Genomic DNA, 22917 nt, shown 5'->3' on the forward strand with positions numbered 1-22917 from the left:
AGGGTGAACGGCATATTACTGGGGGTTGTAGTAGCGGCGTTGCTGGTGGCGGCGGTCGCGCGAAGGTTCGGGCTGTCTTCGCCGCTGATCCTCGTCCTGGTCGGTTTGATCGCCTGTCAGATACCGGGTGTTCCGGAATTGGAACTCGATCCCGACCTCGTCCTGTTCGTCGTGTTGCCTCCACTTCTGTACTCGGCAGCACTGGACAGTTCATACCTGGCTTTGCGCTCGAATCTGCGTCCGATCGGATTTCTCGCGGTGGGGCTTCCGCTGGCGACGACGGCTGCGGTGGGCTTTGTCGCCTACCTGATCGTGCCGGAGTTCTCGATAGCGGCTGCTCTGGTTCTCGGCGCCATCGTGGCGCCGCCGGACGCGGTGTCCGCGAGCGCAATCGGACGCAAGCTCGGCCTGCCGCGCCGGATCATGACCCTGCTGGGCGGGGAGAGCCTGCTCAACGACGCCACCGCTCTGACGGCGTACAAGGTCGCTCTCGCGGCTGCCGTCGGTACGGGTGCGACGCTGATCGGCGGCTTCGAGACCTTCCTCGTCGCGGCGGTCGGTGGAACGGTGATCGGCCTCGCGGTGGGGTTCGTCATCTCGAAGGTTCGCGGCAAGCTCCAGGATCCGGTGATGGAGAGCGGAATCGGATTGGTGGTGCCGTTCTTCACCTACCTGGCTGCGGAAGAGGTCCACGCGTCGGGCGTCATCGCGGTCGTCGTAGCCGGATTGTTCCTCGGCCAGCGCTCCACCCGCGCGAGTTATGCGACGCGTTTGCAGGACACGGCAGTGTGGAGGGCCGTCGACCTGATCCTGGAGTCGTTCGTCTTCCTGTTGATCGGTCTCCAATTGCCCAGTGTCGTCAACGGATTGCAGGGGTACAGCACTTCGATCGTCGTCTGGGCGTCGGTTGCCGTTCTCGTGACCGTCGTGGTGGTCCGAATCGCCTGGGTGTTCCCGTTCACGTACGTACCGCGCTGGCTGTCGCCGCGTATTCGAGCGAGGGAGCCGGAGATTTCGGCGCGGGCGGTGTTCGTCGTGTCGTGGGCCGGTATGCGAGGGGTCGTGTCGCTGGCAGCTGCCTTCGCCATTCCGCTGACGGTCAACAGTGGGGAGGACTTCCCGGGCCGTTCGCTGATCCTCTTCCTGACGTTTGTCGTCGTGGTCGGCACACTGTTGCTGCACGGCCTGACGTTGCCGTGGGTGATCCGTGTCCTCGGCGTGCAGGGGGACGAAGAGCAGTCCGACGCCCGCGCCGAGGCGGCAGCCCAGGACAAGGCTGCACGGGCCGCTGCGGCGCGGCTGGACGAATTGGTCGGAGCCGACGCCGACGACGTCCCTCAGGTCCGCAATCGTGCCGCGGACATCTTGCGAAGCTGGAACACCCACCGCGCGAACTCGGCGTGGGAGCGACTGGGACGCAGCGACGAGGATCTGGGGGAGAGCCCGTCGAACGCCTTCCGCTCGCTGCGCCTCGAGATGATCGATGCGGAGCGAGGCGTCTTCATCGCCGAACGCGATGCCGGCCGGATCGACGACGAGGTCCTCCGGAAGGTGCTTCGCGAGCTCGATCTCGAGGAAGCGACGCTCGACCGGGACTAGACCGGCTGGTCTGCTGTCCACGAAGGTAACCGCTGGCCAGGGTCGGTTTACCTGACTGTTGAGGCCTGCAACTTAACCGATTCCACTGAGCGAGACTCGATCCAATTTTCTGTGCCTCCCATCACAGACTGTTTCGTGTTCAACATCACGTCACGGTCTTACCCCGCCTTGGAGGCATTCGAATGAGTCGTAGTTCCCGCCGCGGAAGTCGCAGATTGGCTGCGGCTGCGCTGGCGATCACCGCAAGTATGTTCCTGGCGTCGTGCGCCGACAACGGCTCGAGCAATGGCGGCGGCGAATCCGCTGATTCCGGTTCCTCGCTGAAGATCGGCATGGTCAACGAGCAGGCTGATCCCGGCACTCCCACCAAGGGCGGCACGCTGACGTTCAGCGGTTACTCGGCGGTCACGACTCTCGATCCCGCGAAGGCTCAGGTTGCCGGCGCCACCGGTGGCAGCGAGCTCAGCGCCATCTACGACGTGCTCATGCGTTACGACCCCATCGGGCAGAAGTTCGAGCCCAAGCTCGCTCAGTCGCTCGAAGCGAGTTCGGACAGCAAGACCTGGACGCTGAAGCTCCGCGACGGTGTGAAGTTCAGCGATGGTACAGCTCTCGACTCGAAGGCCGTCGCCGACAGCATCAACCGCTACGTCACCAACAAGGGACCTCAGTCGAGCCTGTGGGCTTCCAAGGTTGCCTCGATCGACACCCCCGACGCGACGACCGTGGTCTTCAACCTCGTTGATCCGTGGACAGGCATCCAGTCGATGCTCGCCACCGGACCCGGCATGATCGTCGCCCCGAGCGCCCAGCAGGGTGACCAGTTCACCCCGATCGGCGCCGGCGCCTTCACCCTCGAGAAGTTCGCTCCCAACGAGGAACTGCTGTTGGCTGCTCGCCCCGACTACTACGACGGCGCACCGAACATCGACAAGCTCAAGCTGATCAGCATCGTCGGAGCTCAGCCCACCGCCGAAGCACTCAAGACGGGCGGCATCGACGCCGCGTACATGCGTACGCTCACCCCGATCCTGGATCTGATCGAGTCGGGTTACCCCGGCTTCCTCGACATCCCGTCGCTCGGTTACATCGCCAACGTGAACATGGCCCCGGGCCGCCCGGGCTCGGATGTCCGTGTCCGCCAGGCGATGGCGCTGGCCGTCGATCCGGAGACGCTCAACACCCGCGTCAACAACGGCAAGGGACTGCCCGGCCAGGAGATCTTCCAGGACACCTCGCGCTGGCACAACGACGTCGCACCGATCGGCGTCGATCCCGCCAAGGCGAAGGAACTGCTCGATCAGGCCAAGGCCGACGGCTACGACGGAAAGATCACCTTCCTCTCCATCCAGGAACCGTCCGCACAGGCAACGGCTCTGGCCATCCAGGCGATGCTCAACGCAGTCGGCTTCGACGCTCAGATCGAATACGTCACCGGTGCAGGTGATCTGGTCAAGCGGATGTACGCCGATCACGACTACGACATGAGCACCGCAGCACTGAGCCTCGCCGAGGCCGATCCCTACGAGCGTCTGTACACGGGCATCAAGTCCGGTGGCCGTAACAACGCGACCGGCTACTCCGACGCCGAAATGGATGCTCTCTTGGACAAGTTGGGCGTCGCAACCACCGACGAGGACAAGAAGGCAGTCCTGGCACAGATCCAGGAACGCGCCAACGAGACCGTCCCGTGGCAGGTGTGGGGCAACGTCGCCGCACTCGACGTGTGGAACCAGAACGTTCACGGACTCGAGCAGAGCCTCGACGGAATCGTGCTCTTCGACGGAGCTTGGAAGTCCTAGAGAGCCTGAAGTTCACAGCCGGCCCCGCGCCCGTATTGCAGCGGATCGGGGCCGGCTGCGAACGAAGAAATGAAATCAGAGGAACTGCTGTGTATTGCGAGCTCGCTGTCCGAAGGAGACGAAATCGATGAACATCGGCGCAATAGGTAAGAAATTGGGCCAGCTCGTCATTGTGATCCTGATCGTCAGCTTCGGAACCTTCGTGCTGGCATCACTGATCCCCGGCGATCCCGCTGTCTCCGTTCTCGGTGAAGGCCGAACGCCTGCCGAGTACGAGGAAGTTCGGCAGCAGCTCGGACTCAACGATCCACTCCTGGTTCGCTATTGGGACTGGCTGACCAGCGCTCTCCAGGGCGACCTCGGCAACTCGCTCGTTCCCCCGCAACAGGACGTCCTCACCGCGATCAGTTCCGCTCTCCCCGTCAGCGTTCAGTTGGCAGTGATGGGTCTGGTCATCGCACTCGTCGTCGCAGTTCCGCTCGCACTCTGGTCGGCGCACCACGAAGGCGGCGTCATCGACCGCGTCATCAGCGCCGCGACATTCGGTGTTCTTTCCGTCCCGAGCTTCCTCGCCGGTCTGTTGCTGATCATGGTCACCGTCAACTGGCTCGGCTGGTTCCCGCGATCACAGTGGGTGCGCATCGGCGACAGCCTCTCCGGAAACCTCTCACACGCAATACTTCCCGCGATCACCATCAGCCTCCTCGAGATGGCGATGTTCACTCGCGTTCTCCGATCCGACCTGGTGACGACGCTCCGTGAGGATTACATCCTCGCGTCGAAGGCCAAGGGAATGCCCACGCTGCGAGTGCTTTTCAGTGACGCGCTCCGCCCGTCGTCGTTCTCGCTCATCACGATGATGGGTCTGGCTCTCGGCGGCATGATCGGCAGCACCGTGATCGTCGAGACGCTGTTCTCGCTGCCCGGAATGGGCACGCTCATCGTCCGCGCAGCGCAGCAGGGTGATTCGCCGATGCTGCTCGGCGCGGTGGTCGTGATCGCGGTCATCTACGTCCTCGTCAACAGTGCGATCGATGTTCTGTACACCTATCTTGACCCGAGGAGTCGTCGTGTCCATGTCTGAAGTGACGCCAGACGGAGCGGCCCCGTCGCCGGCCCCGTCCGAGGTGATGACATACCGGCAGCAGACAGTCCTGCTGGCTCCCGGTCCCGTCGAGACGCTGGAACAGCCCAAGAATCTGGTCCTGATCGGATCGATTCTCACAGTGGTCGGCGTTGCGCTGCTCGGCACCGCACTCTTCGGTTCAGCGATCATGATGACCGTCCGCATCGTGCTCGCGCTCGTTGCCCTGGTTTTCCTCTTCAAGGGGCTCGGCAAACTCGGTACGTCCAAGTGGGGCAGTCAGTTCGATCTCTCGTACTGGTTGGCGTGCATCTGGCTGGTCGCGCTGATCCTGGCCGCGATCTTCGCGCCGCTGCTGCCGCTCGGTGAGTACAAGGACACGGTCAAGACCTTGGCCGAGCCGGGCTTCGCATCGCCGAGCCTGCTCTCCGATCATCCGTTGGGTACCAACAACTTCGGTCTCGACCTGCTCGCCCGCGCCCTGTTCGGTGCGCGCGCTTCCTTGACTGTCGCCATCTGCGCCGTGCTGATCGGCATGATCATCGGTGGCACCATCGGCGTCATGGCCGGCTATTTCCGTGGCAAGGTCGACGCCGTGGTCGGAATCCTGACCAACTCGCTGCTGGCCATTCCTTCTCTGGTGCTGCTCATCGCACTGGCCGCGGTGCTCACGTCGAACCTGCGCAACATCACCCTCGCACTGTCGATTCTCTGCATTCCCAGCATGGTTCGAATCGCCAGGGCAAACACCATCGTCGTCGCCCAACGGGAGTTCGTGCTTGCCGCGAGAGCCATGGGCGCCACCAAATGGCGCGTCATCTGGCGCGAGTTGGTTCCCAACGTCCTCGTTCCCGTCGCCGCGCTCGGCCTGGTGGCCGTCTCCGGCCTGATCGTCGCGGAAGCATCACTGAGCTTCCTCGGACTCGGTATCGCACAACCTGATCCGACCTGGGGCAACATGATTGCGGAAGGTCAGGGCGGGATCGTGGAGAAGCATCCGTTCATCGTCCTGGTACCAGGCGTCTTCCTCTTCCTGACGGTGTTCTCCTTCAACCTCATCGGCGAGAAGTATCGGAGTAAGCTGTGACCACTTCAGCTCAGCACGGCGTTCCGCTACTGCAGGCGGACAACATCAGAACCGTATTCGCCACTCCCCGTGGCCAGTTGCGAGCAGTCGACGGTGTCTCGATCCACGTCTCCGCCGGCGAGACTCTCGGCATCGTGGGTGAATCCGGTTCCGGCAAGTCGGTTCTCGGGCGCACCATCATGGGACTGCTCCAGAAGGGTCCGGCTCTCGACATCAGCGGGACGGTGACGTTTGCCGGCCGCGACATGTCGACGATGAAGAAGTCGGAGATGAAGCACTTCTGGGGACCCGAGATCGCCATGGTCTTCCAGGATCCGATGACCTCGCTCAATCCGTTCAAGCGCATCGGTACCCACATCACCGAATCCTTGAAGTTCCACCTGGGTCTGAAGAAGGACGCGGCGCGCGATCGCGCAGCGGAACTCCTGTCGATGGTGGGTATCCCCGAGCCCAAGCGTCGGCTCGACCAGTACCCCCACGAACTTTCGGGAGGTATGCGACAGCGTGTGGTCATCGCGATGGCGCTGGCCTGCGAGCCGAAACTGCTGATCGCCGACGAGCCGACCACCGCTCTCGACGTGACGGTGCAGAAGCAGATTCTCGATCTGCTCGCCTCACTGAATGACAAGCTCAACATGGCCGTCATCCTGATCAGCCACGACCTCGGTGTGGTCTCGGGGCGATCGGACCGTGTCGCCGTCATGTACGCCGGTTCCGTCGTGGAAACGTCGGCAACCGAAGAGTTGTTCACTCGTCCTCGCCACCCGTACACCGAAGCGCTGATGGCCGCGATTCCGCGACTCGAATCACCGACGCACACAGTGCTGCAGACAATTCCGGGTGGACTCCCGGACATGACGAAGCCGATCACCGGTTGCCGCTTCGCCGCTCGCTGCCGATACGCCCAGGACGACTGCCTGACCGGCGACCCGGCCCTGGCTCCCGGCGGACCGGGGGACAACACAACCGAAAGCCACACGTTCGCGTGCCACTACCCGGTCGACACCCCCGAAGGCACAACGGCATTGGTCGCCAACGAGAAGGCCGGCACTACCGCAGCGGGCCTGACGCTCGCGGTGAAGGAGATGGTCTGATGACTGCATCAGTGGATACCAGGAAGTCCGAGACGGTGGACGCGGCCCTGACGGTCGAGGACTTGGTCGTCGAATTCAACGTCGGCAAGGGCCAGACCGTTCACGCCGTGTCCGGGATCAGCTTCACCGTCGCTCCGGGCGAAACCTTGGGCGTGGTCGGTGAATCCGGCTGTGGCAAGTCCACGGCGGGCCGGGCGATCATGCAGTTGCCCTCACCGACGTCGGGCTCGATCCGCCTCGGAGAGACGGAAATGACGGCACTGGGCGCGGAAGAATTGCGTCGCAGCCGCACTCAGTTGCAGATGATCTTTCAGGATCCCATCTCCTCCCTGAATCCCCGTCGCAAGGTCAAGGCTCTCATCACCGAGGGTCCGTCGATCTGGGGTGGAAAAGACAAGGCTGCCATCGAAGCTCGGGCGCGCGAGGTTCTTGCCGAGGTCGGGCTGGACCCGGACATGGTGTGGGACCGAACCCCACGCGAACTCTCGGGTGGTCAGTGCCAGCGCGTGTGCATCGCCCGCGCATTGATGCTCGACCCCAAGGTCCTGATCTGTGACGAGCCGGTCTCGAGCCTCGACGTGTCCGTGCAGGCGCAGATTCTGAACCTGCTCGAGGACGCGAAGAAGCGTCACGGGCTGTCGCTGCTGTTCATTGCGCACAACATGGCCGTCGTGAAGAACATCAGTGACCGCGTGATGATCATGTACTTGGGCCGCGTCTGCGAAATCGTTCCCGCAGAAGACATGCAGAACCGCGCGCTGCACCCGTATACGCAGCTACTGCTGGCGTCGATTCCCGATCCCGACGCCACCGTCACTGCGGCGCAGAACGTCGAGCAGAAGGTCATCGAACTGCCCTCGCCGCTCAATCCGCCCAGTGGCTGCCGCTTCCGCACGCGGTGCCCGCTGGCTACTGATCTCTGCGCCGAGGTAGTTCCCGAGCTGCGTCTCGTCGAGGGCGGCCATCAGGTGGCGTGCCACAACGTGTGACTACACGCGAAGCATGTTGCGTACGTGACCGGTTTCGTTGATCGACCCGACCCTGCGGCTTCCGTTTCGCGACACGAGAATGCGCGTGACGGACACGTACTCGATCGGGAAGGTCAACGGGCGCTCCAGTCCGAGCAGTTCCTGCAGAACGATGTTGACGACGCCGCCGTGGCAGAAGATCGCCACGGTGGCGTCGTTGTCCGTTGCCGCGACTATCTCGTCGATCGCACCGAGGACTCGCGCACGAAAGGCGTCGCCGTCCACCGACTCGGGGAGCCAGCCGGCTTTGATTCGCGCATAGGTTTCCGGCGCCCGCTCCAGGACCTCGTGCATCGGGATGTAGTGCGGCTGCTCGTAGTCGTATTCCGCCAGACCCTCGCGCTGGGTGACCGGAAGGCCCAATATCTGCGCTACCGGGGCTGCGGTCTCGAGTGCGCGCTTCTGCGGGCTGCTGAAGAGTCCGGTGATCCGGTACGGCGCCAGTGCTGCGGGCAGCCGTAGTGCCTGGGCACGACCTTCGTCGGTCAGCGAGGGATCTGCGCGGCCTTCGGTGACCTCGGCCAGTTCGGGGAGCGCGTGTCGGATCAGGAGTAGTTGCACCTACGTCACCTTGCCATGTAGAGATCGAACGCCACCACGAGGTTTCGGCCGTCGCGTTTTGCCTGGTACATCGCGTTGTCGGCGATATCGAGCAGAGTCTCCATGCCCGGCATCGCGCGATCGGCCCAGGCGACGCCGATACTGACCGTTCCCGCGAAACCGCGAATGGATCGCGCGTGGGCCTCTTGCGCCTCTCTGATGCGCTCCGCGAGGTGGATGGCTTCCTCGAAGGTGCAGTCGGCGGCGGCGACGGCAAATTCTTCACCACCCAGTCGGCCGGAGAGTCCCAGCCCTTCGGTAGCGGCGAGGAGGGTGTTTCCGAACTGTTCGAGGACCGAATCGCCGGTGAGGTGACCGAGGTTGTCGTTGATCGATTTGAAGTGGTCGAGATCGAGCATCATGACGGCGATCGGTCGTTGTGCCGCGTGCTGGGCGTCGAGGAGTTCCTGCGATTGGGTCCAGAACGCGTGGCGACTCAGCGTTCCGGTGAGGGCGTCGCATTCGGCGATGCGTTGGAGTTCTCGCTCAGCGCGCCGCTGTGCGCCAGTGGCGACGGCTACGGCGATGGGGGAGAGTGCCATCAAGATGACGGAGATCCGGGTGGTCACCCCCTCACTGAGTAGGTGCACCGGATCTGCCAGTGCCAGACGTCCCTTACCCGCCATGACCAGTGCCCACGCGCTCCATCCGGCTGCCAGGAGTGAAGTGCTGAACAGTGAGACACGCATTGCGCACCACAGGAGCGCCGGCATCGGCAGCAGCAGCGCATGGGCTCCCTGAACCTCCAGGGCGAGTGGCAGACAGGCCAGGAGAGCGGCCAGAGGCGCCAGGATCTGTGCGAGCCGCCTCAAGCGCAGACTCTGCCGCACGGACGGCCCGCAGGTTCTTCGAATGTGTTCGAGCGTCGGTGCCGACAGAACGATCGGCAGCACGATCAGATACGTACACAGGTCGGCGAAGAACCACCCCACCAATTCCGTTGCCGCACCGCTTCCTTCGTGGAGTTGAGTGCGTAGTGCGCTGGCGGACCCGGCCGTGAACGACGCCAGAACCGAGATGAGGAAGATTCTGGCCGTGTACTTCGTCTCGGAGATTCGCCGCGGAAAGCAGCCGAGCAAGTTCGCGGCGATCAATCCTGTCGTGACGCCGACCAGATTGATCGCATTCAGTTCGAAGGCCCTCTGCACGGGGCTTCCGGTCGCAAGATCCGCCGTCAGCAGCGCTGCGCCGCCGACAGCGAGTCCGATCGGCGCAAACGAGCGCGGGTTACGGAGGAGAATGCCCAGAAGGATCGCGTTGGCGGGTCAGAAGGTCGACAGAAAACCGGGCGGACGGGCGGCGATGCCCGCCAGGGCGACAACGAGGATCGCCACGAAAATCAGGCACGAGCGCACCCGACGTGTCGAACGGTCCATGGTCAGCCTGTCGTAGAAAGCAGAAGCTGTCCGAGACTAGCAATGATCCGGCTACTGTCCGAGTTGTAACTTTAAGTGTCATCCCCGACGGTTCGGCTGCGTGAGGCGCCGAATCAAGTTCGCCAACTCCTCGGGTTGGTCGATCATCGCGTGGTGATGCGCCGGGCGCAGGACGTGAAAACTCCCACCGAGGTAGGTGGCGAGTTTCTGCTGCTTTGCCATCCAGGCGATGGACCAGGGAGTGGTGTGGCCAGTGTGTGCAGCAACGACGCTGAGGTCGATGTCGGGCAGTGGATGCTTGCTCGAGCGTCGTAAAGCGGTGAGCTCCAGCGCCATATCGGTGTACGCGACGTATTCGATCATCGCCGCTTCCAGATAATGAGGCTCGCGGTAGATCTTCCGGACCCATTCGAGAGTGGCTTCGGACGACCCGCTCGGCGGCACGGACTGGTTGAGGATCTTGCGCGTCGTCGTACCGAGGAGTCGTTGGAGACCGGTGGTGCTGAACGAAGCCGCGGCGGCTCGGGAGGCGATCAGCAGCAGGTCGCGGGGGAAAAGACGTTTCGGCTCCTTCTCGGCACTGGAATCGAGGAGGAGCATCCCCGCCGCCCGATCGGGGAACAGGCGCGCGAAGCCTTCGACGTAGAAGCCGGCGATGGAGTGGCCGACCACCACGGCCGGACCACTCAGTCCCAGAGTGTCGAGCACGTCGCGGATCCGCTGAGCTTCGCCGCGGACGGTCGGAACTTCGGAAGTAGGCTCGCTGAGCCCGAAGCCCGGGCGATCGAAGCGGACGACGGTGTGGTCCGACTGAAGATGACGCGCGCAGTCATCCCAGTCGAACCAATTGCCCGCCAGCCCACCGCACAGGACGACGACGGGGCCGTCGCCCTCGGCAAGAACATGCAGTCGGCTCTCGCCGACCTGCAAGATCTCGCCCGGTGGTTTCACGTGGAACAATTCCGGCACGCGAGAATCCGGACTACTGACGCGGTTTCGCGAGGGGGAAGGCCAGCGTCTCGCGGATGCTGCCACCCGTGATCAGCATGACGATTCGGTCGACGCCCATCCCGAGACCACCCGTCGGCGGCATCGCGTGTTCGAGGGCTTGGAGGAAGTCTTCGTCCAATTCCATCGCTTCCGGGTCGCCGCCGGCCGCGAGCATCGACTGCTCGGTGAGCCGGTTGCGCTGATCCACAGGGTCGGTCAGCTCGCTGTATGCGGTTCCGAGTTCGACGCCCCACGCCACCAGGTCCCACTTCTCGGCGACGCCGGGGATGCTGCGGTGCGGCCGGGTGAGCGGCGACATCGAGGTGGGGAAGTTGGTGTAGAACGTCGGAAACTCCGTGTAGTCCTCGACCAGATGCTCGTACATTTCCTGCGCGATGGCGCCGGTATCCCAGCTGGACTGGTACGGGATCTCATTGGCGTCGCACAACTTCTGCAGGTCTTCGAGACTTGTCTCGGGGGAGACGTCGACACCAAGTTTTTCGGCGACGGCGCCGTGCATCGTCTTCACCGGCCACTCACCGGAGATGTCGACCTCGACCAGTTCGCCGTCCGGGCCGGGACGCATGATGATCTCGCGACCGAATGCTGCGACGGCCGCCGCCTGGATCAGCTCGCGGCACATCCGCATCATGCCCTCGTAGTCGCTGTGGGCTTCGTAGGCCTCGAGGATCGTGAACTCGGGATTGTGTTTGAAGTCGACGCCCTCGTTGCGGAACACGCGGCCGATCTCGAACACCTTCTCCATACCGGCGACGCACAACCGCTTCAGGTACAGCTCGGGTGCGATGCGGAGATAGAGGTCGAGGTTGTACGCGTTGATGTGTGTCAGGAACGGAGCGGCATTCGCGCCGCCATGCACCTGCTGCAGAATCGGGGTCTCGACTTCGAGGTATCCGCGACCACCGAGTGAATCGCGCAGCGACTTCACGACGGCGCTTCGGGCCTCGAGCAGTTCGCGGGCCTTCGGGTTGAGGGCGATGTCGAGGTACCGCTGGCGGACACGGGTCTCGGGATCCGAGAGGCCCTTCCACTTGTCCGGCAGCGGGTGCAGGCACTTGCCGTTCATGCGCCACTCGACGGCGATGAGCGACAGCTCGCCCTTGCGGCTGCGCCCGATGGTTCCGCTGACTTCGATCAGGTCACCGAGATCGAACTCGGCAGCGAACTCCGCCAACTTCTCGCGGCCGACATTGTCCTGATCGACCAGAACCTGGATGTCGCCGGACCAGTCGCGCACGTCCGTGAACACCACTCCGCCGTAGTCGCGGACCCGCAGGAGGCGTCCCGCGATTCGCACGCGGGTGCCCTCCGGTGACTTCGCTGCGGCGGCAATCGTGTGGGTCGGCGGATAGGCGACGGGGTAGGCGGCGATCCCTTCGTCGGCCAGTTGCGCAAGTTTGTTCATGCGCACCCGGACCTGCTCAGGTCGCCGCGGACCGTTGGTCGTGAACGTCGGCGCCGAGTCCGGCGGGCTGCCGTCGGCATGCAGTCCTTCGGACGTCACCAGAGCTGCCGGCACCGCCGCATGCGTGCCCGTGTGCTTGACGACCTGGCTGGACTTGCGCCCGAAACTGGGCAGCACCACAAAGCCTTCGGCGATGGCCGACGCGAATCCGACGCGCGGCAGTTCGCGGTTGTCCTCGAAGCAGAGGAAGCGCGGCGCCCAATCCGGCTGGTATTTCACGTTCGAGCGGTACAGCGCTTCGAGCTGCCACCAGCGGGAGAAGAAGACGAGCACCGAGCGCCAGATGCGGAGGATCGGGCCCGCGCCGATGCGCGAACCTTCCTCGAACACCGAGCGGAACACGGCGAAGTTGAGCGAAACTCGCACGACGCCGATCTCGTCCGAACGTGTGGCCAACTCCGAGACCATCAATTCGACGACACCGTTGGGCGCCGTCGGCTTACGGCGCATCAGGTCGAGCGAAACACCGTTCGGTCCCCACGGCACGAGCGAGAGCATGCCGACGACGCTTTCGTCCTCCGTGCCTTCACCCATGACGGCTTCGACGAGGAGGCAGTCGCCGTCGAGGTGATCGCCCAGTCGGCCGAGCGCCATGGAGAAGCCGCGCTCGGTGTCGGTGTCGCGCCAGTCGTCGGCGCGGATGATGACGGCCGCCATGTCCTCCGGCGGGACGTCGCGATGGCGTCGCATCCGCACGGTGACGCCGTGACGCCTGACGCGGGTGACCGCCTGGCGCACCGGGCGCATGTCGCGTCCGTTGAGATTGAACTCGCGGGTGCGCAGGATCGCTTCGTCGCCGAGCTGCAGGACGCTCAGGCCCGCCTTCTTGTATGCCGTCGCCCCGGTTTCGCTGGCGCCCATGACGGCCGTCGCCCAGCCGTACTGCGACGCGAGCCCCTGCCACGCTTCGATGGCGTGCGGCCACGCTTCGGGATCACCGATGGGATCACCACTGGCGAGGCAGACGCCGATCTCGACGCGGTACGTGATCGCGGCCTTGCCGCTCGGCGCGAAGATGACCGCCTTGTCGCGGCGGGTGGCGAAGTAAGCGAGAGAGTCGTCGGCACCGAAGTTCTGGATCAACCCGCGGATCGCGGACTCGTCGTTTCCGGTGAGCGCGTTGTTGGAGCGTTGCGCGCGGAAGAGCGTCATGACGGCGGCGAGGAGCGCGATGGCGCCGAGCAGACCGAGGACCGTGTTGACGAAGACACGTGGGTGGCCGTCGAACACCTCGTTGTCGACCGAAGCTGCCGCGGTGACGCGGTTCAGGGCCCAGAGGAATCGCTGGTTCTGCGGTAGGTCACCTGGGAAGAGTTCGACAAGGCCCCAACCGATCACGGTCGCGACAGCCATGCCGCCGATCAGCACGCCGAGTGCTTTCCAGCCGGCGCCGCGCCGTACGCGTGTGTAGAACTCGGGCCTCGCCGCGATGAGGATTCCGATCACGACAAGCAAAACGACAACGGCCACGGCGTTGTTCGGGTTCTTGTCGACGATCGCGGAGGCGATGTTGGTGAGGGTGATCAGTGACAGGTAGATCGTCAACAGCCACCAGGCGATGCGCTTGCGGCTCGCGAGGGCGGCGGCGAGCAGGGCGACGACGAGCGCCCACGACAGGCTCGTATCCGGTGCGTCGAAGTAGTAGCTGTCGATGTATTCGCGTGGGACGCGGAGGATGTGCCGCAGTACCGGCGAGATGCTCCACAGGAACACCAGTACGGAGAAGACTCCGAGGATCAGTCCCGAGATATGGGGAACCTGGCTGAACCGCCCTTTGCGGAATCGACGCGCCTGGCGCGGATTTTCGGGTGGCGATTCCACCAACTCTGCAGTGGTGTCCGATACCTCGGTCAATGGTGCCATCGAGCTTCCTCTCCTACCGGTCGATCAGATCCTCACGCTAAGTGTGGTCTGTCGTGTCCAGTTTTGTGGGAGGAGGAAGATGATTGACATGACCGACAACATTCTAGCAGTACCCATCCGCGACGAAATGATTCGGCTCGGTCAGTTTCTCAAGCTCGCGAACCTCATCGAATCGGGCGCGGAGGCGAAGGAAGTGATCGCCGACGGCATGGTTTCGGTCAACGGTGAGGTCGAAGATCGTCGGGGCCGTCAGCTTCGTGACGGCGATGTCGTCGAGATCGGCGGGATGGCCGCCAAAGTGGAAGCCCCCGCCTGATCCCGCGACTTCTGACTAGCTTTCGCGAACGACGACGCCGTCCTGGTCGCTGTAAACGATCTCGCCGGGGTTGAAGGTGACTCCGCCGATTTCGATCGGCACGTTCTTCTCGCCCGAACCGGTTTGCGTGCTCTTGCGCGGGTTGGTGCCCAAAGCCTTGACGCCGATGTCGAGGGTGCGCAGGATCGCGGAGTCGCGGACGGCTCCGTTGACGATGACACCGGCCCAACCGTTGTCGACGCCGCGGCCGGCAATGATGTCGCCGACCAGGGCGGTGTGGATGCTCGCGTCACCGTCGACGACGAGGACTCCGCCGTTGCCCGGTTCACTGAGGGTCTGCTTCACGAGCAGGTTGTCCTGGAAGCACTTGATGGTGGTGATGGGGCCGGCAAAGACTTCACGTCCACCGAACTGGGTGAACTGCGTGTCGCAGCTACGAATGTCGGGTCCGATCTCGTCGGCAAGGTCAGCGGTCGCTACAGGCTCGGTCATGCCCCACAGGATAGTCGGCGAGGTTGGCGCCTAGTTGTCGTCGGGGAGTATGCCGTTCAGCACTATGTCGGCAAGAGAATCGGCAAACGGTCCCGGGTCCGAGACGTCACGAACCGACAGCGCGAAGATGGCCGCGCCCGCCATGATGTCGAGAAGAGCGTCGGCGTCGACGCCGCTTCGGATGTCGCCGCGCTCTCTCGCCGCCTCGAGTCGACGGTTCAGCTCGACGCGGACTCCGGCCAGTTGCCGCACCACGAGAACGTCGCGTAATTCCGCGTTTGTTCGCACTTCGCTCATCAATCCGGGAGCAGCGGCTCGCGTGGCGGGAGCTGCGAACAGAGCAACCGCGCCGTGCACCAGCGCGCGGATCTGATCCTTGATCGTGCCCTCGGTGCCGAGTTCGGTGTCGATGTCCGCGCCCTGTTCGACGTCGAGTACGGGATAGATCGCGTCGTTGACGATGTGTGCCTTCGACGGCCACCGACGGTAGATGGCTGGACGTCCTACTCCCGCACGCGTGGCTATGGCGTCGATGGACGTGCCCGCGTACCCCTTTTCTTCCAACAGTTGCCTGGTCGCGTCCAGTACTGCGTCGTCGATTGCAGGGTTTCGCTGCGGGCCCAGGCGGTGCTGAGTTTCGGAATCTTTGGACATTTTGGGCAAATCCCTTGCGGTATCGCTGTGATGGCCGTTACATTCTGTCACGGCTTTAGTCGATACATATTGTATCGACTATCGGCACGTGCGCATCGGCGCCACCGAACCACGAGGAGTGGTGATGAACCTTCGAACCGAAACAGAAAACTCCGGCGAAGATCCCGACTACGCCGAATTTGCCAGGCCCGGCGAATCCCGCAACGACCCGGCGGAGATGCGGCGCAGCCTCGAAGGCTGGCTCGCGACCGTGCTGTGGCGAGGCTCGAAACCTTCCGTGACCTCGGTCGAGGTGCCGGCCGCGAACGGCATGTCCAACGAAACTGTGCTTTTCGATGCGACGTGGATCGAGGACGGGATTCGAGCTGAGCATCGCCTGGTCGCCCGTATCGCCCCGCGAGACAGTGCGGTGCCGATCTTTCCGTCGTACAACCTGGACCAGCAGTTTCGGGTCATGAGCGCCGTCGCCGCTCACACGTCGGTGCCGATCCCGCGGGTGTACTGGTCCGAGAGCAACCCGGACGCGCTCGGCGGCGAGTTCTTCGTGATGGAACGGCGTGAGGGCGAAATCCCGCCCGATGTCATGCCGTACACGTTCGGCTCGTGGCTCTCGGAAGCTTCGGCCGACGACTGTTCTCGACTCCAGCAGTCATCGGTCCGAGTGCTCGCCGAGCTACACGCCATGGCCGATCCGCACCTCGCACTCCCCGAGTTGTGCCGCGAGGGTGCCGAACCGACTGGGGCAGAAGCACTTCGCGCGCACCTCGAGGACCAGCGGCGCTATTACGAGTGGGCAACAGCCGACGGACCAGGATCTCCGTTGATCGAGCGCGGTTTCGACTGGATCGAAGCGAACTTTCCCGTCGATGCCGGTTCCGCAGTGCTCTGCTGGGGCGACTCGCGGATCGGAAATGTCATCTACCGCGACTTCGAGCCGGCGGCGGTCCTCGATTGGGAGATGGCCACACTGGGGCCGCGTGAGCTGGACCTCGGCTGGATGATCTTCCAGCACAGGTTCTTCGAGGATCTCGCTGCCATGGCCGGACTCCCCGGAATGCCGGACTTCCTTCGTCGCGAGGACGTGGCAGATGCCTACGGCTCGCTTTCCGGCCACCAGGTTGCGGATCTAGATTTCTACATCCTTTACGCCGCGCTGCGGCACGCGGTGATCATGTTCCGAGTCCAAAGTCGCGCAGTGGCTTTCGGTCAGGCCGAATTCCCCTACAACCCGGACGAGATGATCCTGCACCACAAGACACTCGAAGCCATGCTCGACGGCACCTACTGGGAGTCGCTCGCAACATCCCCGCTCACAACAGGAGATGCACGATGACACTGTCCCCGCTCGACGACTACCCGGTACATCAGATCGCCGAGAGCATCCGCCACGTGGGCACCTCGGATCGAAACTTCTACGACCGCTACTACTTCAACTGCCATGCAGGCGTCGACGGCGACACCGAGCCACTGTTTCTCATCATCGGTCTCGGTCAGTACCCCAATCTTGGTGTATGCGACGGCTTTGCGGTTCTTCGGCGCGGCGATGACCACATAGTCTTCCGGGCATCTCGCGCCTTGGGCGACGATCGTATGGACCTGTCAGTGGGCCCGTTGAGGATCGAGATCATGGAGGGCCTGCACCGCTTACGGGTGGTGTTGGACCCGAGTCCCGAAGCGCCGAACCTGAGCTTCGACCTCACCTTCGAATCCGACGGCCCCGCCAATCTCGAGGCCAGGCATTTCCATCGCCAGCTCGAACGAGTCACCTTCGATACTCAACGATTCGTGCAGACCGGAGCATGGTCCGGATCCTTGACCGTCGACGGCGACGCCATCCCGGTCACCCCGGAGACGTGGCGGGGTAATCGCGATCGGTCCTGGGGTGTGCGACCGGTCGGCGAAGCGGAACCGCCTGGACGCAAGGCAGATCCGGCGATAGCCGGCAGTCAGAACTTCTTCTGGATTTACTCGATCATGCAATTCGGCGACTTCACCATCGTCACGATCGTTCAAGAAGCTCAGCAGGGACGCCGAATCCTCGAAGATGCGACTCGCGTCTGGGCGGACCGCTCGCGCGAGCCGGAGTGGTTGGGTCGACCGGACCACCAGCTCACCTTCATTTCCGGTACTCGCGAGGTGAAGAGCGGAACTCTGTACTTCCGGCGCCCCGGTGCACCAGGCGAATCCGACCACATCCTGGAGATCACCTGCGAACCGATACTGCCCAACTACATCGGTGTCGGCACGGGCTACGGACTCGAGCAGGATTGGCGCCACGGGATGTGGCAAGGCGAACTGGTGGTTCAAGGCCTGCGGGAAAAGGTTTCGGACATCGAACCGTGGAAGAAGATGCTGTGCCCGGTCGACAACTTGGCTCGGTTCACCCTCGTCGAGGACGGCGTAACCCGCACCGGGACAGGCCTGTTCGAGGTAGCAGTCATCGGGCCTCACCAGCGATACGGGTTCACCGGAATAGGTGACGTCGCACCGTAACTCCAGCTCACCACACCACAAATCCCAAACCACAGAGAGAGGTACTGCCACATGTCCACACGCTCACGAATGTTGTTCGCTCGCGGTGCGAAGGCCGCCGCACTTGTTGTCACCGGAGGCCTGTTGTTTGCCGCTCCCGCCACGGCCATCCCGCTCGACTTGGGCTCTCTCAACGCGGGATCGGTCGATCTCGGCTCGCTCGATCCTGTCCTCGCGCCGACACCGAATTTGGCCTCCGTGGCCAACTTTCGCGACGTTGCCGGCAACGACGGTAGGGGATACGCCACCGTCGACGGCTCACACCTCAAGCGCGGCGTCATCTACCGGTCCAATGCGCTGACCGCTACCACCGACGCAGACAAGACGACACTCACCGGCCTCGGGCTTGCCGACGCCTATGACCTGCGCGGCGCAACCGAGATCTCCAACCCGTTCATCGGTGGCGCGGACAAACTCCCGGACGGTGTGACGTACACGAACATCTTCATCGAGTTCAAGGATCTCACCCAGCTCGCGACGACGATCAAGTCGCCGGAGGAGGCCAAGCAGTTCTTGGTCGACACCAACCGCAGTTTTGTCACCGATCCCGTTCGCCGTGCCGGCTTCAAGCAGGTCCTCTCGGACATCGCTGCGAGTGACGGGGTGCAGTTGTTCCATTGCACCTCAGGCAAGGACCGCACGGGTTGGACCGCGATGTTGCTGCAGTCCATCGCCGGTGTCCCCGCCCAGACGATCATGGACGACTATCTGTTGAGCAACACCTACCTTCAGGCGACCAACGAGAAGATCCTTGCGCAGATCTCTCAGGCCCTGAGCCCGCAGGTGGCGACCAATCTCGAGCCGGCCCTCGGTGTCGACGCTTCGTACCTGGAAGCTGGACTCGCGCAGGTAGCCAGCGATTACGGAACCGTCGACGGTTATCTCACCGAAGGTCTCGGACTCACTGCGGACACGATCGCGCTTCTGAAGGCCAAGCTGGTCGGCTAGTTTCTCGCTGCTAAAACGCTTGAACGAACGAGTACCAGTCGCCGTCGAACTCCTGGTATCCGATCTCGCCGTCGCGGCGGGGCTTGCCGAGATATGGTGCGCCGTCAGGTAAGTACGCCAATCCGATCGAATCGATCAGACCGCCCTCGATGTGGAAGCGGCACCCGTTGCCGACGGGCCAGACCTGCAGGACCCGGTAGACGCCAATTGTTTGGTTGTCCATCGACTTCTGGCAATCCGCGGCCACTGCTTCGAGCGAATCTTTCGACAATGCAAACGCAGCACGCGAAGGGACGGACAAGGTCACGAGCGCACCGGTGACGAGCACGATCACCGGCGCGATCGTGCTCAAACGCAGAGTTTTGTACTTCATCCAGCCAATCAGGCTGAGTATCAACCACACTCCGCCCAAACCGAGCAGTACTGAGGCTGCGAGCGCAAAGAACGGAAAGTACACAACCGGCGGCATGAAGGACCACACGATGACGCCGCATGTGAGAGTGACAAGCACTGCGGTGACAATCGCTGTCACCTTCCACCAGGATGCCGGACCTCCGCGCTTAGTTACCGGATCACCGTCAGTCATCGGACAACCCTTGCACACCGCAGTAACTGCGGAGCGGCAACGAACGGAATCGTCCACTGATATACGTCGGGGTCGTCGTGCGTAGATCCGCGAATTGAACATTTTCGGCGCCAGCCAGTCCTCTAATGTCTGAGGGTATGGTCGGATTGTGAACCAGGATCTGATCATTCGCCGCTACCAGCCCTCGGATGAGGATGTGGTCGTCGACCTGTGGTCGCGCGCTGCCCGTGAAGCCCATCCGTTCCTTACGGGTGAGGGAACGGGCGAACGGGAGCAGAAGATGCGAGAGGTCTATCTGACTCAGGCCGACAATTGGGTCGCTGAGCACAACTCCGCTGTCGTTGGACTGTTGGGAATGATCGGCTCCGAAATCGGGGGACTGTTCGTCGCGCCGGCATCACAGGGATTGGGAGTCGGGAGGGCGTTGGTCGAACACGCCACCACTATGCACGACGAGGTGACACTGGAGGTCTACACGCTCAACGATCGCGCCCGCAGGTTCTATGCGCTGATGGAGTTCGAAGAAGAGGGGCGTCGACACGACGCCGAGACGAACCATGAATTGATCACCCTGCGTCGCGCGGGTCGAGGCTCTTCCCTTTCCCAGGCATGAGAATTACGGATCAGCCCAGCACGGGCCTGACATTGTGCACAGATCTGGCGGCTACCGATTGGCTGGTCGATCAGGATCTTCCTTGGTATCAGTTGGCGGGGCGCGGCCCGATCGGATTTCCGAAGTATGCGCGCTTACGGTTCATCCCCGATCCGAGCTTTCCCGGTCAGAAATCCAATGATGTCGACTTCGATCAAACCGGGCCGGAAGAGAAAGTGCTGATCGGCTTCGCCCTGGATGTGTTGTCCAGTTACACAACCACACCCGACGAGTGCTATTTCTGCATGTGGACCGGGTGGGGGTCGGCAGTCGGTGATGACGTTCCGCGGTTCGAGATCCCCAATCGTGACTACTGGCTCTTTCGTGGAACGCTTGCCGACTACGCCGATTGGAGCGTGGAAAACTCAACTCGTTGGCCGTGGGGTTCTTCCCCTGATCCGGCCTTCATCTGGCCGGCTGATCATTCCTGTTGCATAACCAATGATGTCGATCCACATTTCGCGACCATTGCGGCCCCCGAGGAGGCCATCATTCGAATTGTGGCTGATTCGCGGATCGACGCCGTGCTCGACGACCCGGATATCGATCCGCCGTATTGGCACTGACGCCCGATCACTTCCAAGTCTCGAGTTCGACTACCAGCGTGTTCCAGCGGACGCCGAAATCGTTAGGTACCCAACTCGTCTCGCAGTACACCGTCGGCCCGTCGAAGACGACGTTGAAGAGACCGGGATGAATTGTCGTCAAGAGTGTTTCGTGTTGAACGAGGTGGCCGGGCCGCTCTTTCACCCGCACGCGCCCGGTGGGCTGAGTGCGGTATCGAGTCCAGAGGTAGCGATCCCACACCAGGCAGCCTCTCAACCGCGTCTTGCCGACGGCTCCGACATCGTCGCCGATCAGTGTCGTAAATCCGTTTCCGAGATGGGCTATGTGCTCAGTGCGGCCGTCGATTGTCACGGTCGCGATGCGTGCATCGATTTCGCAGCACACCTCGGCGGGAAGGTCCAACATTTCGGGACTGGCCCAATAGGTCGTCGGTTCGCAAGTATCGCCAGGCATGGGGGTGTCGCGCCACGGTTCGAGATCCTCGAGCATCCAGAGTTGCGCCACCGTGCAAGTATCCCAGGTGCCTACGCTTGGGCCTGCTGGTCTGCCTGCAGGTGCTTGACCGGGCATCCCGTGGGGAAGGTGCCGAGGTCTTCGACCTTGTAACCGTTCGGGTAGCTGCGGATGTTGGGCAGCTCGCGGGCGAATTTCCGCTTCGTTCGCACGGGGAAGAACCGCAGCAGGCGCGCGCGGACCTTCAGCGCACCGCGTGAGACGACGCGCATCGCAGTGCTCGGGTGCCTGTAGTGGAAGGCGTCGAGTAGGTGATCGTCCATGAGAGCGAAGGCGAATCCCTTGACCAGAGCCTTCGGTGCCAGGTTGTTGGGCGGGAAGGTGCACATCAGGTCGAGGGTGGAATCAGCGACGGCTCGGGCGCCGGGATCGAATGAAAAGTGTTCGCGCTCATAGTCGTCGAGAAGTTTGACGAAGCCCTCGTAGGTGTCCGGCGTGTCTTTGATGTTCATGTACCGACCCAGGTGGCGGTAATAATTCGTCGACCCGACGATCTCGTTGTCGGTCATCTTCCGCCAGCCGTACTCGTCGAGCCATCTGACCGGCGTGACGACGAAGGTGGCCAGGACATAGAGCATGTCGTCGTTGGAGATGTCGTACGAGCCGTGCATCTGATTCATTCGACGCACGCTCTTGCGGCCTTCGGTGCTGCTGAGGCCGTGCTCGAGGATGGCGTCGAGGATCAGGCTGGTGTCGTCGTAGCGCTTCTGAACCTTGTCGGTGAACTCGCCTGTGGAGAAGAGGAGCTTGCCGATCGAGGGGACAGCGTATGTGCGGAACAGTGCGAAGCTGAGCGCCTGATTGATGTCCCAGGGAAACTCTTGCGCCGCGAGAATGCGCGACATCTCTTCGTAATCGGTTTCGGGATCGAGTTGATCCGTGCGACTGCGGAGGTCGTAGCGCTTCATCTGAACACTCCCTGGGACTGGTCTGCGCGCGGCAGAGATAGGTGTGAGCTGCACCACCGACTGTAGTTCTGACAACACGCGTTGTCTAGGGGGTGTGAATAGTCGTCTTTCCTTCGTTTCGGGCGTTGTACCAGGGGTATCCGGAAAGTGTTGTCGACCCGAGGAGCAGCTATGAGCGTCACACGCACGGCCGGGGTTTTTGCGGCCATCGGACTACCGATTGCCGCGAGCGTCATGTTCGCCGGAGTCGCCTCGGCTGATCCGCCCCACCCTTTCGGCGGCGCCGCCGTCACTATCGGGTGTCCGAATCAGGGGTCGCTGGCCTCGTTGACCGGGCTCACCGGCCAGTCCGGGCCAGAATCCAATCCGCCCATCGCCAAGGGTGACATTCGCTTCGATTCGTTCCCGGCCGCTGCACCCATCCCGGCGGCGGGTCAGGTGACTGTTGCTTGGGTCAACACCGACACGGGCAAGTCCGGAATCGTCGACCTGGTCGGTACCTATCCGTACCTGTCCGCGACGGTGAACACCGGCGTCGGCAATGTCGTTGCGACGGCGTTCGGTTCGATCAACTGGGGCAGTAGCCCCATCTGCCAGTCGAATCCGACGATCGGCAGGTTCATAGCCTGATCTTGAGCCTGATCGTCACAGCCTGAACGGGCACAGGGTTGGCGGTATCGCGTGATTATCTGTCATCTCGGAGATACCGCCGGGTCCGTCCCATCCCATATTCTGAAACA

The 22917-nt window shown here is 62.9% G+C and carries 22 protein-coding genes; 13 read left to right on the forward strand and 9 right to left on the reverse strand.

What is annotated here, in order from left to right:
* Positions 1–3 precede the first annotated feature (3 nt).
* The 6 genes from ATN37_RS14640 to ATN37_RS14665 all read left to right on the forward strand — a co-directional run bounded on the left by ATN37_RS14640 (position 4) and on the right by ATN37_RS14665 (position 7655).
* A complete protein-coding gene (locus ATN37_RS14640) occupies positions 4–1599 on the forward strand; it encodes a Na+/H+ antiporter (protein ID WP_030536674.1) in 1596 nt (531 codons plus the stop codon).
* 182 nt (positions 1600–1781) lie between these two features.
* Positions 1782–3401, forward strand: a complete 1620-nt coding sequence (locus ATN37_RS14645) for an ABC transporter substrate-binding protein (RefSeq protein WP_218695327.1) — start codon at positions 1782–1784, stop codon at positions 3399–3401.
* 127 nt (positions 3402–3528) lie between these two features.
* Positions 3529–4485 carry an ABC transporter permease gene (locus tag ATN37_RS14650; protein ID WP_003943571.1) on the forward strand — a complete coding sequence of 319 codons (957 nt, stop codon included), beginning with the start codon at positions 3529–3531 and terminating at the stop codon, positions 4483–4485.
* The gene (locus tag ATN37_RS14655; protein WP_007735813.1) at positions 4478–5572 is read left to right on the forward strand and encodes an ABC transporter permease; all 1095 of its coding nucleotides are present in this window, start codon (positions 4478–4480) and stop codon (positions 5570–5572) included. The genes ATN37_RS14650 and ATN37_RS14655 overlap by 8 nt, the downstream gene beginning before the upstream one ends.
* Complete coding sequence (locus ATN37_RS14660) at positions 5569–6666, forward strand: ABC transporter ATP-binding protein (RefSeq protein ID WP_021342346.1); 1098 nt, start codon at positions 5569–5571, stop codon at positions 6664–6666. Before ATN37_RS14655 ends, ATN37_RS14660 begins: the two co-directional genes overlap by 4 nt.
* The gene (locus ATN37_RS14665; RefSeq protein ID WP_058227385.1) at positions 6666–7655 is read left to right on the forward strand and encodes an ABC transporter ATP-binding protein; all 990 of its coding nucleotides are present in this window, start codon (positions 6666–6668) and stop codon (positions 7653–7655) included. Before ATN37_RS14660 ends, ATN37_RS14665 begins: the two co-directional genes overlap by 1 nt.
* Here the strand turns inward: ATN37_RS14665 and ATN37_RS14670 are convergent, their stop codons facing one another.
* From ATN37_RS14670 to lysX, 4 genes are all read right to left on the reverse strand, one after another.
* Positions 7656–8255 carry a histidine phosphatase family protein gene (locus tag ATN37_RS14670; RefSeq protein ID WP_003943544.1) on the reverse strand — a complete coding sequence of 200 codons (600 nt, stop codon included), beginning with the start codon at positions 8253–8255 and terminating at the stop codon, positions 7656–7658. It lies immediately after the preceding gene.
* 5 nt (positions 8256–8260) lie between these two features.
* The gene (locus ATN37_RS32995) at positions 8261–9442 is read right to left on the reverse strand and encodes a GGDEF domain-containing protein (protein WP_308125214.1); all 1182 of its coding nucleotides are present in this window, start codon (positions 9440–9442) and stop codon (positions 8261–8263) included.
* A 306-nt stretch (positions 9443–9748) separates the two neighbouring features.
* A complete protein-coding gene (locus ATN37_RS14680; RefSeq protein ID WP_007735816.1) occupies positions 9749–10639 on the reverse strand; it encodes an alpha/beta fold hydrolase in 891 nt (296 codons plus the stop codon).
* Positions 10640–10652: 13 nt separating this feature from the next.
* Positions 10653–14009: a bifunctional lysylphosphatidylglycerol synthetase/lysine--tRNA ligase LysX gene (lysX, locus tag ATN37_RS14685; protein ID WP_050656380.1), complete on the reverse strand. Its 3357-nt coding sequence runs from the start codon at positions 14007–14009 to the stop codon at positions 10653–10655.
* A gap of 88 nt (positions 14010–14097) precedes the next feature.
* Between lysX and ATN37_RS14690 the strand changes: the two genes are divergently transcribed.
* The gene (locus tag ATN37_RS14690; protein WP_218695328.1) at positions 14098–14325 is read left to right on the forward strand and encodes an RNA-binding S4 domain-containing protein; all 228 of its coding nucleotides are present in this window, start codon (positions 14098–14100) and stop codon (positions 14323–14325) included.
* Between the two features lie 15 nt (positions 14326–14340).
* Here ATN37_RS14690 and rraA read toward each other — a convergent pair whose 3' ends face one another.
* Together rraA and ATN37_RS14700 are read right to left on the reverse strand one after the other, a co-directional pair.
* A complete protein-coding gene (gene rraA / locus ATN37_RS14695; RefSeq protein WP_003943552.1) occupies positions 14341–14817 on the reverse strand; it encodes a ribonuclease E activity regulator RraA in 477 nt (158 codons plus the stop codon).
* Positions 14818–14847: 30 nt separating this feature from the next.
* Positions 14848–15471, reverse strand: coding sequence for a TetR/AcrR family transcriptional regulator (locus ATN37_RS14700; RefSeq protein ID WP_218695329.1), 624 nt, complete (start codon positions 15469–15471; stop codon positions 14848–14850).
* Between the two features lie 124 nt (positions 15472–15595).
* On the opposite strand from ATN37_RS14700, the gene ATN37_RS14705 reads away from it, so the two are divergent.
* Genes ATN37_RS14705 through ATN37_RS14715 form a run of 3 tightly spaced genes read left to right on the forward strand, consistent with a single transcriptional unit; the run spans position 15596 to position 18951 of the window.
* A complete protein-coding gene (locus ATN37_RS14705) occupies positions 15596–16804 on the forward strand; it encodes a phosphotransferase family protein (RefSeq protein ID WP_218695330.1) in 1209 nt (402 codons plus the stop codon).
* Entirely contained in the window at positions 16801–17964 is a 1164-nt protein-coding gene (locus ATN37_RS14710; protein ID WP_218695331.1) for a hypothetical protein, read from the forward strand. The genes ATN37_RS14705 and ATN37_RS14710 overlap by 4 nt, the downstream gene beginning before the upstream one ends.
* Positions 17965–18015: 51 nt before the next feature.
* On the forward strand, positions 18016–18951 hold the full coding sequence (locus ATN37_RS14715) for a tyrosine-protein phosphatase (protein WP_218695332.1): 936 nt from the start codon (positions 18016–18018) through the stop codon (positions 18949–18951).
* 10 nt (positions 18952–18961) lie between these two features.
* Here ATN37_RS14715 and ATN37_RS14720 read toward each other — a convergent pair whose 3' ends face one another.
* Entirely contained in the window at positions 18962–19537 is a 576-nt protein-coding gene (locus ATN37_RS14720; protein WP_037130951.1) for a hypothetical protein, read from the reverse strand.
* Between the two features lie 148 nt (positions 19538–19685).
* Here ATN37_RS14720 and ATN37_RS14725 point away from each other — a divergent pair, with 148 nt between their 5' ends.
* Together ATN37_RS14725 and ATN37_RS14730 are read left to right on the forward strand one after the other, a co-directional pair.
* Complete coding sequence (locus tag ATN37_RS14725) at positions 19686–20150, forward strand: GNAT family N-acetyltransferase (protein WP_218695334.1); 465 nt, start codon at positions 19686–19688, stop codon at positions 20148–20150.
* Entirely contained in the window at positions 20147–20755 is a 609-nt protein-coding gene (locus ATN37_RS14730; protein WP_218695336.1) for a hypothetical protein, read from the forward strand. The genes ATN37_RS14725 and ATN37_RS14730 overlap by 4 nt, the downstream gene beginning before the upstream one ends.
* A gap of 7 nt (positions 20756–20762) precedes the next feature.
* Here ATN37_RS14730 and ATN37_RS14735 read toward each other — a convergent pair whose 3' ends face one another.
* The gene (locus ATN37_RS14735; protein ID WP_003943610.1) at positions 20763–21260 is read right to left on the reverse strand and encodes a hypothetical protein; all 498 of its coding nucleotides are present in this window, start codon (positions 21258–21260) and stop codon (positions 20763–20765) included.
* A 20-nt stretch (positions 21261–21280) separates the two neighbouring features.
* On the reverse strand, positions 21281–22177 hold the full coding sequence (locus ATN37_RS14740) for an oxygenase MpaB family protein (RefSeq protein ID WP_003943533.1): 897 nt from the start codon (positions 22175–22177) through the stop codon (positions 21281–21283).
* 171 nt (positions 22178–22348) lie between these two features.
* On the opposite strand from ATN37_RS14740, the gene ATN37_RS14745 reads away from it, so the two are divergent.
* On the forward strand, positions 22349–22807 hold the full coding sequence (locus ATN37_RS14745) for a hypothetical protein (RefSeq protein WP_003943607.1): 459 nt from the start codon (positions 22349–22351) through the stop codon (positions 22805–22807).
* The last annotated feature ends 110 nt before the right edge of the window (positions 22808–22917 follow it).

Source organism: Rhodococcus sp. MH15 (assembly GCF_019266045.1).
Lineage (GTDB): Bacteria > Actinomycetota > Actinomycetes > Mycobacteriales > Mycobacteriaceae > Rhodococcus_F > Rhodococcus_F qingshengii.

Excerpts from the sequence above, each read along its gene's own strand:
- ATN37_RS14655 (WP_007735813.1), top strand. The coding sequence starts at position 4,478 with ATGTCTGAAGTGACGCCAGACGGAGCGGCCCCGTCGCCGGCCCCGTCC.
- ATN37_RS14740 (WP_003943533.1), bottom strand. The coding sequence starts at position 22,177 with ATGAAGCGCTACGACCTCCGCAGTCGCACGGATCAACTCGATCCCGAA.
- lysX (WP_050656380.1), bottom strand. The coding sequence starts at position 14,009 with ATGGCACCATTGACCGAGGTATCGGACACCACTGCAGAGTTGGTGGAA.
- ATN37_RS14730 (WP_218695336.1), top strand. The coding sequence starts at position 20,147 with ATGAGAATTACGGATCAGCCCAGCACGGGCCTGACATTGTGCACAGAT.
- ATN37_RS14690 (WP_218695328.1), top strand. The coding sequence starts at position 14,098 with ATGACCGACAACATTCTAGCAGTACCCATCCGCGACGAAATGATTCGG.
- ATN37_RS14665 (WP_058227385.1), top strand. The coding sequence starts at position 6,666 with ATGACTGCATCAGTGGATACCAGGAAGTCCGAGACGGTGGACGCGGCC.
- ATN37_RS14705 (WP_218695330.1), top strand. The coding sequence starts at position 15,596 with ATGAACCTTCGAACCGAAACAGAAAACTCCGGCGAAGATCCCGACTAC.
- ATN37_RS14720 (WP_037130951.1), bottom strand. The coding sequence starts at position 19,537 with ATGACTGACGGTGATCCGGTAACTAAGCGCGGAGGTCCGGCATCCTGG.
- rraA (WP_003943552.1), bottom strand. The coding sequence starts at position 14,817 with ATGACCGAGCCTGTAGCGACCGCTGACCTTGCCGACGAGATCGGACCC.
- ATN37_RS14715 (WP_218695332.1), top strand. The coding sequence starts at position 18,016 with ATGTCCACACGCTCACGAATGTTGTTCGCTCGCGGTGCGAAGGCCGCC.
- ATN37_RS14700 (WP_218695329.1), bottom strand. The coding sequence starts at position 15,471 with ATGTCCAAAGATTCCGAAACTCAGCACCGCCTGGGCCCGCAGCGAAAC.
- ATN37_RS14645 (WP_218695327.1), top strand. The coding sequence starts at position 1,782 with ATGAGTCGTAGTTCCCGCCGCGGAAGTCGCAGATTGGCTGCGGCTGCG.
- ATN37_RS14650 (WP_003943571.1), top strand. The coding sequence starts at position 3,529 with ATGAACATCGGCGCAATAGGTAAGAAATTGGGCCAGCTCGTCATTGTG.
- ATN37_RS14710 (WP_218695331.1), top strand. The coding sequence starts at position 16,801 with ATGACACTGTCCCCGCTCGACGACTACCCGGTACATCAGATCGCCGAG.
- ATN37_RS14745 (WP_003943607.1), top strand. The coding sequence starts at position 22,349 with ATGAGCGTCACACGCACGGCCGGGGTTTTTGCGGCCATCGGACTACCG.